Origin of the sequence: Enterobacter sp. MGH 24 (genome assembly GCF_000493015.1) — a bacterium.
Classification (GTDB): domain Bacteria; phylum Pseudomonadota; class Gammaproteobacteria; order Enterobacterales; family Enterobacteriaceae; genus Enterobacter.
Window position 1 is genome coordinate 825692 of the sequence record NZ_KI535657.1, and the last position, 11428, is coordinate 837119.

The 11428-nt window shown below is 57.0% G+C and carries 11 protein-coding genes and 1 other RNA gene; 7 read left to right on the top strand and 5 right to left on the bottom strand.

The window, feature by feature from the left end:
• Nucleotides 1-9: 9 nt before the first annotated feature.
• The 4 genes from L370_RS0121780 to garL form a co-directional block, all read right to left on the bottom strand.
• Nucleotides 10-528, bottom strand: a complete 519-nt coding sequence (locus tag L370_RS0121780) for a hypothetical protein (protein ID WP_050582362.1) — start codon at nt 526-528, stop codon at nt 10-12.
• Between the two features lie 647 nt (nt 529-1175).
• Nucleotides 1176-1552: RNase P RNA component class A (gene rnpB, locus L370_RS22340), an RNA gene on the bottom strand.
• 59 nt (nt 1553-1611) lie between these two features.
• Complete coding sequence (garR, locus tag L370_RS17905) at nt 1612-2502, bottom strand: 2-hydroxy-3-oxopropionate reductase (RefSeq protein WP_023333556.1); 891 nt, start codon at nt 2500-2502, stop codon at nt 1612-1614.
• 20 nt (nt 2503-2522) lie between these two features.
• Nucleotides 2523-3293, bottom strand: a complete 771-nt coding sequence (garL, locus tag L370_RS17900) for a 2-dehydro-3-deoxyglucarate aldolase (protein ID WP_023333557.1) — start codon at nt 3291-3293, stop codon at nt 2523-2525.
• Nucleotides 3294-3667: 374 nt separating this feature from the next.
• Here garL and garD point away from each other — a divergent pair, with 374 nt between their 5' ends.
• On the top strand, nt 3668-5239 hold the full coding sequence (gene garD, locus L370_RS17895; RefSeq protein WP_023333558.1) for a galactarate dehydratase: 1572 nt from the start codon (nt 3668-3670) through the stop codon (nt 5237-5239).
• A 56-nt stretch (nt 5240-5295) separates the two neighbouring features.
• On the opposite strand, the gene L370_RS17890 is transcribed toward garD, so the two are convergent.
• Nucleotides 5296-6105 carry a DeoR family transcriptional regulator gene (locus tag L370_RS17890; protein ID WP_023333559.1) on the bottom strand — a complete coding sequence of 270 codons (810 nt, stop codon included), beginning with the start codon at nt 6103-6105 and terminating at the stop codon, nt 5296-5298.
• 239 nt (nt 6106-6344) lie between these two features.
• Between L370_RS17890 and kbaZ the strand changes: the two genes are divergently transcribed.
• Genes kbaZ through nagA form a run of 6 tightly spaced genes read left to right on the top strand, consistent with a single transcriptional unit; the run spans nt 6345 to nt 11386 of the window.
• The gene (gene kbaZ / locus L370_RS17885) at nt 6345-7652 is read left to right on the top strand and encodes a tagatose-bisphosphate aldolase subunit KbaZ (protein ID WP_032666676.1); all 1308 of its coding nucleotides are present in this window, start codon (nt 6345-6347) and stop codon (nt 7650-7652) included.
• A 21-nt stretch (nt 7653-7673) separates the two neighbouring features.
• Entirely contained in the window at nt 7674-8147 is a 474-nt protein-coding gene (agaV, locus tag L370_RS17880; RefSeq protein WP_023333561.1) for a PTS N-acetylgalactosamine transporter subunit IIB, read from the top strand.
• 10 nt (nt 8148-8157) lie between these two features.
• Nucleotides 8158-8937 (top strand): PTS N-acetylgalactosamine transporter subunit IIC, encoded by a 780-nt coding sequence (gene agaW / locus L370_RS17875; RefSeq protein ID WP_023309308.1) that lies wholly within the window; start codon nt 8158-8160, stop codon nt 8935-8937.
• The gene (agaE, locus tag L370_RS17870) at nt 8927-9805 is read left to right on the top strand and encodes a PTS N-acetylgalactosamine transporter subunit IID (protein ID WP_023333562.1); all 879 of its coding nucleotides are present in this window, start codon (nt 8927-8929) and stop codon (nt 9803-9805) included. Before agaW ends, agaE begins: the two co-directional genes overlap by 11 nt.
• Nucleotides 9806-9821: 16 nt before the next feature.
• Entirely contained in the window at nt 9822-10256 is a 435-nt protein-coding gene (gene agaF, locus L370_RS17865; RefSeq protein WP_023333563.1) for a PTS galactosamine/N-acetylgalactosamine transporter subunit IIA, read from the top strand.
• Nucleotides 10253-11386, top strand: coding sequence for an N-acetylglucosamine-6-phosphate deacetylase (gene nagA, locus L370_RS17860; RefSeq protein ID WP_023333564.1), 1134 nt, complete (start codon nt 10253-10255; stop codon nt 11384-11386). Before agaF ends, nagA begins: the two co-directional genes overlap by 4 nt.
• Nucleotides 11387-11428: the final 42 nt, after the last annotated feature.

The following is an 11428-nucleotide window of genomic DNA, read 5'->3' on the forward strand; positions in this document are numbered from 1 at the left end:
AGCAATCCCTCAATGAGTCAGCTCTGTTTCAGATACTTTTTCTACTTCGAAATGCTCAACAAGAAATCCTTTAGCTGCTGGGATGCCAAGGCGAAGCACCAGTATTGTTGTGCCTTGTGGCGTGCTTATTATTTCATCACCATTGCTGAGGCGACTGCCAACAAGCGCAACGCTTTGACCACTGCCATTATGCCCAGCGTCTCCTGCGCCACTGATTATTGCCGCTTCTGTGCCATCGGGATAAACAACAGTATCCAGAGTTTGAGCTACTCGCAGTTTTTGACCGTTGCTGATCTCCACTTCCGTAGTAGCAGTTGCGGTTTTGAGTATGCCGCCGTCACGAGTCAGGCTTCCTTCAACCGCGATGCGGTAGAACTCAATAACTGGATGCTGTTTCAAGTCTGCTTGCTGTTTAGCAAGTAACTCCTGCCATTCCTCCGTCATTCCGGAAAGTTGCTCATTACTGAAAGCTGGTTTATCAAAAAAAGCCAGAATCTCTGGAGTAAGTTCATTGGTATACTGCTGCATAAATCCCTCTGCTTGCTGTGAATTTGGCTGTATCCAGCATTCATTGTACAAATAACCCCCATGCCCCCGAAAGCGGTTTCCACACAAATTGAAATACCGTTTTAAATAATTCACTCGGCGAATATTTTCTGTTATTTCATTCGGATTGTGAAATATTGAAGCTTTTGCTGTATGGACAATGTTTCGACCTGATGACGCAGGTACCCAAATTCAAACACATTATATTTTTCATCAGCTAGCGAACCTGACTTTCGCAAGGTACTACGCACGTTTGAGGGGATTTTTTGCTGCGGCATAGAAGGCGGTCTGAATGCTGAGTAAATAATCATCGATGTATTTTTGTTCGAATTTCCTCCTTTTCTGAACAATATCCAATAGTAGGGCTGGCTCAAGCCTGGACGATTTTACAAATGAAATGAACATAGGGAGACGGGAAGATATAAATCTTGCTCTACTGGCTGAATCGCAGCCCAGAGATGCACGAAAAAGGCCGCCTGACGGGGGGCTGAAATGAAGGCTGTAGCGATTGCCATGCTTTAGGATATTGGGTTATGGAACAGCCGTTGGTGTGCCTCGTTTGTATCACAGTATGTGTCACATTTTCGCCTGTGAAGGCCCGAGACACACCAACGTATTGTTTTGGAAGAAGTTGAAGCTGACCGATAAGCCGGGTTCTGTCGTGGACAGTCATTCATCTAGGCCAGCAATCGCTCACTGGCTCAAGCAGCCTACCCGGGTTCAGTACGGGCCGTACCATGTGAACCCCTATTTGGCCTTGCTCCGGGTGGAGTTTACCGTGCCACGGACTGTTACCAGCCGCGCGGTGCGCTCTTACCGCACCCTTTCACCCTTACCTGATCCCGCTTGCGCGGGCCATCGGCGGTTTGCTCTCTGTTGCACTGGTCGTGGGTTTCCCCCCCAGGCGTTACCTGGCACCCTGCCCTATGGAGCCCGGACTTTCCTCCCCTCCGCCCGTCTCCCCCGAAAGGGACGACGACGAAGCGGCGACTGTCTGGTCAGCTTCGGCGCGCAGTATAGAGGGTTTGCGCGCCGCTGTCACCCTAAGGTGTGGGCAAGGCGTGATTAACGCGCCACTTCCACCTTCGCCAGTTTCTCGTAGTAGCATGCAATCGCGCTGTGATCGGCCGTGCCCAGACCATCGGCACGCAGCGCCTGCATCATCTCCATGACCGCCGCGGTCAGCGGCAGCTGTGCGCCCACGCCGTGTGACGTATCCAGCGCGTTCGCCAGATCTTTGATATGCAGGTCGATGCGGAAACCGGGTTTGAAATTACGATCCATGACCATCGGCGCTTTGGCATCCAGCACGGTGCTGCCCGCCAGACCACCGCGAATGGCCTGATAGACCAGATCCGGATTGACGCCCGCTTTGGTTGCCAGCGTCAGCGCTTCGGACATGGCGGCAATGTTCAGCGCCACAATCACCTGGTTGGCCAGCTTGGTCACGTTACCCGCCCCGATGCCCCCGGTATGCACCACGGAGCCCGCCATGGCTTTCATCAGGTCGTAAAATCTATCGAAAACGGCTTTATCACCGCCGACCATCACCGACAGCGTGCCGTCGATCGCTTTCGGCTCACCGCCGCTGACCGGCGCATCCAGCATATCGACGCCCTTCGCTTTTAACGCCTCGCTGATTTCACGGCTTGCGAGCGGCGCAATAGAGCTCATATCGATCAGTACCAGGCCCGGCTTCGCACCGTCGATAATGCCGTTTTCACCCAGCGCAACCTCTTTAACATGCGGGGAGTTTGGCAGCATGGTGATGATAACATCGCACTGCTCGGCAATGGCTTTAGCGGTGGTGGCCGTTTCTGCACCCGCCGCCATCACCTCCGCCACGGCCTGCGAATTATGATCGGATACCACCAGTGAGTAACCCGCTTTAATGAGGTTCTTACTCATTGGTTTACCCATGATCCCCAGGCCAATAAAACCCACTTTCAGCGTCATAGTTTTTTCCTCAATGATGGTCATTTTTTAAAAGCGTCCGCTAATTTCTGCGTGGCCGAGCGGAATACGCCGAGGTCGCTGCCGACGGCAACAAACGTGGCTCCCCATTCCAGATAGCGACGAGCGTCAGCCTCAACCGGCGCCAGAATCCCGCACGGTTTGCCGTGTGCTTTGGCGCGGGCAAAGATGTGCTGGATCGCGCGCTGCACGTCAGGGTGGCTGGCGTTACCCAGATGGCCAAAGGCAGCAGCCAGATCGCTTGGGCCGACGAAGATACCGTCCACGCCGTTTGTGGCTGCAATCGCGTCAACGTTATCAACGCCCTGCTGGCTCTCGATCTGAACCAGAATGGTGATGTTGCTATTGGCCTGCGCGAAGTAGTCCGGCACGGTGCCAAACATATTGGCGCGATGCGAAACCGAAACGCCGCGGATCCCTTCTGGCGGATAGCGCGTTGACGCAACGGCCAGTGCCGCTTGTTCTTCCGTCTCCACAAACGGGATCAGGAAGTTGTAGAAACCGATATCCAGCAGACGCTTGATAATCACCGGCTCGTTGGTGGGTACGCGCACCACCGGGGCGCTGGGGCTGCCTTTTAACGCCATCAGCTGCGGAATGAACGTGCTGATATCGTTCGGCGCATGTTCGCCGTCCAGCACCAGCCAGTCGAAACCGGCCAGACCCAGCACTTCGGTGCTGATCGGGTTTGCCAGCGCGGACCAACAGCCAATCTGAATCTGGTGCGCCGCGAGAGCCGCTTTAAATTTATTCGGGAAGATATCGTTACTCATCGTATTTACCTTTTTTATTCCGCAGCCTTTTTCAGTATCATTTTATTTATTCAGACACCGCGCCAGCATTATATTTATTATTCTGACGTATTTTGGCGTTATAAAATCGTCATTCAGTATAAGACGCAATCCACGACTACACATTGTTGTAATGCTCAAGCATTGCGGTACATTTTGATAAAATCTTTTGCATATGCACAAGGCACTGGGCGCTAATGCACAGAATCAGGGATTGCCGGTTCGGGAGCGATCGCGATCACATTTTCATATCCCCTATGCTGCCATGCTTTATTTCTGAAAGCCGCGTATTTATTTCTACCATTAGAAAATTGGCTGAATTTATTATCAGACACTTTGCTGGAGAATAGTGAACAATGGCCGACATTGAAATTCGACAGGCATCGCCGACGGCGTTTTATATAAAAGTACATGACACCGATAACGTGGCGATTATTGTCAACGACAACGGCTTAAAAGCGGGAACCCGCTTCCCGGACGGGCTGGAATTGATTGAGCATATTCCGCAGGGGCATAAGGTGGCGCTGGTGGATATCCCTGCTAATAGCGAAATCGTGCGCTATGGTGAAATTATTGGCTATGCCGTCCGCGCTATCCCGCAGGGAAGCTGGATTGAAGAGTCGCTGGTTGAACTGCCAAAAGCGCCGCCGCTGAATACGCTTCCGCTGGCGACCCGCGTGCCGGAACCGCTTCCTCCGCTGGAGGGCTATACCTTCGAAGGCTACCGCAACGCGGACGGCAGCGTTGGCACCAAAAATCTACTCGGCATTACCACCAGCGTGCACTGCGTGGCGGGCGTAGTGGATTATGTGGTGAAAATCATCGAGCGCGATCTGCTGCCAAAATACCCGAACGTGGATGGCGTAGTGGGTCTGAACCACCTCTACGGCTGCGGCGTGGCGATTAATGCACCCGCTGCCGTAGTGCCGATCCGTACCATTCACAACATCGCCCTGAACCCGAATTTTGGCGGCGAGGTGATGGTCATCGGTCTGGGGTGTGAAAAATTGCAGCCCGAGCGCCTGCTGCAGGGCACCGAAGATATGAAAGCCATTCCGGCAGACGAGGCCAGCATCGTGCGCCTGCAGGACGAACGCCACGTTGGGTTCCGCTCAATGGTCGACGATATTCTGCAGGTGGCAGAGCGCCATCTCGACAAACTCAACCGCCGCCAGCGCGAAACGTGCCCGGCCTCGGATCTGGTCGTGGGCACCCAGTGCGGCGGCAGCGATGCCTTCTCCGGCGTGACGGCCAACCCGGCGGTGGGTTTTGCGTCCGACCTGCTTGTTCGCTGCGGCGCCACGGTGATGTTCTCCGAGGTGACCGAAGTGCGTGACGCCATCCATCTGCTTACGCCACGCGCCGTTAATGAAGATGTCGGCAAGCGCCTGCTTGAGGAGATGGCCTGGTACGATAGCTATCTTGATATGGGCAAAACCGACCGCAGCGCCAACCCGTCTCCGGGCAACAAAAAAGGCGGCCTGGCAAACGTGGTGGAAAAAGCCCTTGGCTCTATTGCGAAATCCGGCCAGAGCGCCATTGCAGAAGTGCTCTCTCCAGGCCAGCGCCCGACGAAGCGCGGCCTGATTTACGCGGCAACGCCGGCCAGCGACTTCGTCTGCGGCACGCAGCAGGTGGCATCCGGCATTACGGTACAGGTCTTCACCACCGGGCGCGGCACGCCGTACGGCCTGATGGCGGTGCCGGTGATCAAGATGGCGACCCGCACCGAGCTGGCAAACCGCTGGTATGACTTAATGGACATCAACGCGGGCACCATCGCCACCGGGGAAGAGAGCATTGAGGACGTGGGCTGGAAACTGTTCCACTTCATTCTGGACGTGGCGAGCGGGCGGAAGAAAACCTTTTCTGACCAATGGGGGCTGCATAACCAGCTTGCGGTGTTCAACCCGGCACCGGTGACGTGATTGCCCCTAACCCTTTCCTCTCCCCATAGGGGAGAGGGTTAGGGTGAGGAGAGAAACTACCCCTTCACCAACACCACTTCGATCCCGCTTTTACGCAACCCGTCCAGACTCTCCGTCGGGATCCCCTCGTCGACGATAATCATATCAATCCGCTGCGTATCAATGATTTTATGCAGGCTGGAGCGGTCAAACTTGCTGGAGTCGGTCACGACGATAATACGCTCTGCAACTTCACACATCCGGCGGTTCAGGCGGGCCTCGTCTTCGTTATGCGTGCTCACACCGCGATCGAGATCGATGGCGTCAACGCCCAGGAACAGCAGATCGAAGTGATAATTCTGTAAGGACTGCTCCGCCTGGTCGCCGTAGAAGGATTGCGACTGGCGGCGCAGGTGCCCGCCGGTCATCAGCAGCTCAACGCCTTCCGCCTCCAGCAGCGCATTCGCCACGTTCATCCCATTGGTCATGGCAATGACATCCGTATGCTGTCGCAGCATACGGGCGATTTCAAACGTTGTGGTGCCGGAGTCCAGAATAATACGGTGCCCGGGTTTGACCAGCGCAGCAGCGGCCTGCGCGATGCTGCGCTTCACCGCCGTATTCAGCGAGCTTTTATCCTCCACGGAAGGCTCAGCGCCCGGCATGGTGCCTTCGCAAATCAATGCCCCACCGTAAGCGCGAACGGCAATGCCCTGCTTCTCCAGGAACGCCAGGTCGTTGCGGATCGTCACCGTCGATACGCCGTACAGATGAGACAGATCGTTAACCTGCACGCTTCCCTGCGCCCGCAACCGCTGAATGATCTGCTCTCGCCTTTCACTGGTGCCGGTGATGCGCTTTTCTGCGGATGGATCGGTGCTGCCCATGCGAGCTCCTTAGTAAAAACACTTTCGTTTTATTTCGTTTTGCCTATTAACGCCTTTCTTTTGGGGGAATGCAAGCCCTGAAAGCCCGCCGGACATTCGCTTAACCTGCGCTGAAACCTTTCATTATGTTTCTTTTGTGAAACAGATCGGAAAACCATTATCTTTCGTTTTATTTTTATATCACCATGATGCAGGATTAAATGAAACAAAACGAAAGAAAAGTGTCATTACCATCCGAAATGGAGAGGAAAGTGAAACATCTGACAGAAATGGTGGAACACCATAAACGAGGGAATGCAAACGGGATCTATGCCGTCTGTTCCGCACATCCGCTGGTACTTGAAGCTGCCATTCGTTACGCGCATTCGCATCAGTCGCCGCTGCTGATCGAGGCCACCTCCAACCAGGTGGATCAGTTTGGCGGCTATACCGGCATGACGCCTGCGGATTTTCACGGATTTGTCTGCCAGCTGGCCGAGTCGCTCGGCTTCCCGACGTCACAGCTGATCCTCGGCGGCGATCATTTAGGCCCCAACCGCTGGCAAAATCTCCCTGCGGAACAGGCGATGGCCAATGCAGACGATCTGATCAAAAGTTATGTCTCTGCCGGATTCAAAAAGATCCACCTCGACTGCAGCATGTCCTGCGAGGACGACCCCGTTCCCCTGAACGATGCGATCGTTGCCGCACGCGCCGCACACCTGGCGAAGATCGCCGAAGCGACCTGTCGCGAGCAGTTTGGTGAATCCGATCTGGTCTACGTTATCGGCACGGAGGTTCCGGTGCCGGGTGGCGCGCACGACACGCTCACCGAGCTTGAGGTCACCACGCCAGACGCGACGCGCGCGACGCTTGAAGCGCATCGTCACGCGTTCGAAAAGGAAGGATTAAGCGACATCTGGCCGCGCATTATTGGTCTGGTGGTCCAGCCTGGCGTGGAGTTCGACCACGCGCACGTCTGCGACTATCAGCCGCAGAAAGCCGTTGCCCTGAGCAAAATGGTTGAAGCCTACGATACGCTGGTGTTTGAAGCCCACTCCACCGACTACCAGACGCCGCAGGCGCTGCGTCAGCTGGTCAACGATCACTTTGCGATTCTGAAAGTTGGCCCCGCCCTGACCTTCGCCCTGCGCGAAGCGCTGTTCTCGCTGGCCGCCATAGAAGAGGAACTGCTGCCGGCAAAAGCCAGCTCGGGCCTGCGTCACGTGCTGGAAAACGTCATGCTCGATCGCCCGGAATACTGGCAAAGCCATTACCACGGTGACGGCAACGCGCGTCGCCTGGCGCGCGGCTACAGCTACTCTGACCGCGTGCGCTACTACTGGCCGGACAGCCAGATCGACAACGCCTTTGAACGGCTGGTGCGTAACCTGGCAGACGAGCCTATTCCTCTGCCGCTGATCAGCCAGTACCTGCCGTTGCAGTACGGCAAAGTTCGCGAGGGCGCTCTCAAGTCAACGCCACGGGAACTCATCATCGACCACATTCAGGACATACTCCAGCAGTACCACGCCGCCTGCGAAGGCGTAACGACTCAAAACGCATAATTAAAAAATGAGGAAAACGCTATGCCAAACATTGTTTTATGCCGCATCGACGAACGCCTGATCCACGGTCAGGTGGGCGTACAGTGGGTGGGGTTTGCGGGGGCAAACCTGGTGCTGGTCGCTAACGATGAGGTCGCAGAGGATCCGGTTCAACAGAACCTGATGGAAATGGTGCTCGCGGAAGGGATCGCCGTGCGCTTCTGGTCGCTGCAAAAAGTGATCGACAACATTCACCGCGCCGCTGACCGCCAGAAAATCCTGCTGGTCTGCAAATCACCCGCCGATTTTTTGAAGCTGGTTGAGGGCGGCGTGCCCATCACCCGTATTAACGTCGGAAACATGCACTACGCCAGTGGCAAACAACAAATTGCCAAAACGGTCTCTGTCGACGCGAACGATATCGCCGCGTTCAACGGCCTGAAAGCGGCCGGAGTGGAATGCTTCGTTCAGGGCGTTCCGACAGAAACTGCTTTGGATCTCTTTAAACTGCTCTGAGGGATTCACAATGGAAATCAGTCTGTTGCAGGCGCTGGGGTTGGGCATACTCGCCTTTATCGCCGGTCTGGATATGTTTAACGGGTTAACGCACATGCACCGCCCGGTGGTCCTCGGGCCGCTGGTCGGCCTGATTCTGGGCGATCTGCACACCGGCATTTTGACCGGCGGTACGTTAGAGCTGGTCTGGATGGGGCTGGCCCCGCTCGCCGGTGCCCAGCCGCCGAACGTCATTATCGGCACCATCGTGGGTACCGCATTTGCCATCAGCACCGGCGTGAAGCCAGAAGTTGCGGTTGGCGTCGCCGTGCCGTTTGCCGTTGCGGTTCAGATGGGGATTACGTTCCTCTTCTCGGTGATGTCCGGCGTCATGTCACGCTGCGATCGCATGGCGGCCAATGCAGATACAAACGGTATTGAACGGGTTAACTATCTGGCATTGCTGGCGCTCGGCATCTTCTATTTTCTGTGCGCGTTCCTGCCGATCTACTTCGGTGCGGAACATGCGAAAACCGCCATTGACGTTCTGCCAGCGCGTCTGATTGACGGCCTCGGCGTCGCGGGCGGCATCATGCCAGCCATCGGCTTCGCCGTGCTGCTGAAGATCATGATGAAAAACGTCTACATCCCTTACTTCATTATTGGCTTTGTCGCCGCCGCCTGGCTCAAGCTTCCGGTGCTGGCGATTGCGGCAGCCGCGCTGGCCATGGCGCTGATCGACCTGATGCGTAAATCACCTGAACCGACGGCTCCCGCCGCTCAGAAAGAGGAATTCGAAGATGGCATCTAACCACACCACCCTGCCGGGCGTGTCTGAAAGCGAAGAGACGCTGCTGACCGGCGTGAATGAAAACGTCTACGAAGACCAGAACATCGGTGCCGAGCTGACGAAAAAGGATATCAACCACGTGGCCTGGCGTTCCATGCTGCTGCAGGCCTCGTTTAACTACGAACGTATGCAGGCCTCCGGCTGGCTGTACGGGCTGCTGCCCGCGTTGAAAAAGATCCACACCAACAAGCGGGACCTGGCGCGGGCGATGAAAGGCCATATGGGCTTCTTTAACACCCACCCGTTCCTGGTGACCTTTGTTATCGGCATCATTCTGGCGATGGAGCGATCCAAGCAGGATGTGAACAGCATCCAGAGCACTAAAATTGCCGTCGGCGCGCCGCTTGGCGGTATTGGCGACGCCATGTTCTGGCTGACCCTGCTGCCCATCTGCGGCGGTATTGGTGCCAGCCTGGCGCTGCAGGGTTCGATTCTGGGCGCGGTGGTCTTTATCGTGCTGTTTAACGTGGTACACCTCGGCCTGCGTTTTGGCCTGGCACACTACGCTTACCGGATGGGCGTCGCGGCCATTCCGCTGATTAAAGCCAACACCAAAAAGGTCGGCCACGCGGCGTCTATCGTCGGGATGACGGTGATCGGCGCGCTGGTGGCAACCTACGTCCGCCTCAATACCACGCTGGAAATCAAGGCGGGTGATGCGGTCGTCAAACTGCAGGCCGACGTCATCGACAAGCTGATGCCCGCGTTCCTGCCGCTGGTCTACACCCTGACGATGTTCTGGCTGGTTCGCCGCGGCTGGAGCCCGCTGCGGCTAATCGGTATCACCGTGCTGCTGGGCGTTGTCGGTAAATTCTGTCACTTCCTGTAAAAGCAAAGAGGTTGCGATGTTAGGCATTATTTTGACGGGTCACGGCGGGTTTGCCAGCGGGCTTGAGCAGGCGATGAAGCAGATCCTCGGCGAGCAGCCGCAGTTTATCGCCATCGATTTCCCGGAAACCTCCACCACCGCGCGGCTGACCGCTCAGCTTGAGCAGGCGGTGAGCGAACTTGATGCGCAGCACGATATTGTGTTTCTCACCGACCTGCTCGGCGGCACGCCGTTTCGCGTGGCGTCAACGCTCGCGATGCAAAGGCCGGGCAGCGAAGTGATCACCGGCACCAACCTGCAGCTGCTGCTGGAGATGGTGCTGGAGCGCGACGGATTAAGCAGCGAAGCGTTTCGTCTGCAGGCGCTGGAGTGCGGACACCGCGGCCTGACGAGCCTGGTGGACGAGCTGGGGCGCTGTCGCGAGGAAGCCCCTGCCGAGGAAGGGATATGAGCCAGGTGCTGCGCGCACGACGGATCCTTACCGAACAGGGCTGGCTGGACGACCACCAGCTACGCATTGAAAACGGCGCGGTTGCAGCGATTGAACCCATCCCGGCGGGCGTTACGACGCGCGATGCGGAGCTGCTTTGCCCGGCCTATATCGATACGCACGTCCACGGCGGTGCGGGCGTGGACGTCATGGATGATGCGCCCGGCGTGCTGGACACTCTGGCGATGCATAAAGCCCGCGAAGGCGTGGGCGCATTTCTGCCCACCACCGTGACCGCGCCGCTGGAAAGTATTTACGCCGCGCTGATGCGTATCGCCCGGCGCAGTCAGTCCGGCGGACCCGGCGCGCAGGTCCTGGGCAGTTATCTGGAAGGACCGTACTTTACGCCGCAGAACAAAGGGGCGCATCCGCCGGAGCTGTTCCGGGAGCTGGATATCGCCGAGCTGGACAGGCTGGTTGACGTTTCACAGAGCACGCTGCGGGTAGTGGCGCTCGCGCCAGAAAAGCCCGGCGCGCTGCAGGCGATTCACCATCTTAAACAGCGCGGTATACGCGTGATGCTGGGCCACAGCGCTGCCACGTACCGGCAAACTCTCGCCGCGTTTGATGCGGGTGCCGATGGGCTGGTTCACTGCTACAACGGCATGACGGGGCTGCATCACAGAGAGCCCGGCATGGTCGGCGCAGGGCTGACGGACAAACGGGCGTGGCTGGAGCTGATTGCCGACGGGCACCACGTCCATCCGGGAGCGATGCGCTTATGCTGCTGCTGTGCGAAGGATCGCGTGGTGCTGATTACCGATGCCATGCAGGCGGCAGGTATGCCGGACGGACGGTATACGCTCTGTGGTGAAGAGGTCTCAATGCAAAACGGCGTGGTTCGAACCGGCTCCGGCGGGCTGGCGGGCAGCACGCTGTCGCTGGATGCCGCGGTCAGGAATATGGTGGAGCATGCGGGCGTAACCGCCGAAGACGCTATCCATATGGCCTCGCTGCACCCTGCCCGGCTGCTGGGCATTGACGGTCAGCTCGGATCCTTAGCCCGGGGTAAACGCGCCAATATCATTGCGCTGGACGGGGGTTTACACCTCCAGCAGATCTGGATTCAGGGCCAGGTTCTCCCCCTTTAGCCCTTTCATTGTGTCTCCTGTTGGCCTTACGGCACCCGATCG

Bases quoted from the DNA above. Each gene is read 5' to 3' on its own strand.
- L370_RS0121780 (WP_050582362.1), bottom strand. From the start codon at position 528: ATGCAGCAGTATACCAATGAACTTACTCCAGAGATTCTGGCTTTTTTT.
- garR (WP_023333556.1), bottom strand. From the start codon at position 2,502: ATGACGCTGAAAGTGGGTTTTATTGGCCTGGGGATCATGGGTAAACCA.
- garL (WP_023333557.1), bottom strand. From the start codon at position 3,293: ATGAGTAACGATATCTTCCCGAATAAATTTAAAGCGGCTCTCGCGGCG.
- garD (WP_023333558.1), top strand. From the start codon at position 3,668: ATGGCCGACATTGAAATTCGACAGGCATCGCCGACGGCGTTTTATATA.
- L370_RS17890 (WP_023333559.1), bottom strand. From the start codon at position 6,105: ATGGGCAGCACCGATCCATCCGCAGAAAAGCGCATCACCGGCACCAGT.
- kbaZ (WP_032666676.1), top strand. From the start codon at position 6,345: ATGGAGAGGAAAGTGAAACATCTGACAGAAATGGTGGAACACCATAAA.
- agaV (WP_023333561.1), top strand. From the start codon at position 7,674: ATGCCAAACATTGTTTTATGCCGCATCGACGAACGCCTGATCCACGGT.
- agaW (WP_023309308.1), top strand. From the start codon at position 8,158: ATGGAAATCAGTCTGTTGCAGGCGCTGGGGTTGGGCATACTCGCCTTT.
- agaE (WP_023333562.1), top strand. From the start codon at position 8,927: ATGGCATCTAACCACACCACCCTGCCGGGCGTGTCTGAAAGCGAAGAG.
- agaF (WP_023333563.1), top strand. From the start codon at position 9,822: ATGTTAGGCATTATTTTGACGGGTCACGGCGGGTTTGCCAGCGGGCTT.
- nagA (WP_023333564.1), top strand. From the start codon at position 10,253: ATGAGCCAGGTGCTGCGCGCACGACGGATCCTTACCGAACAGGGCTGG.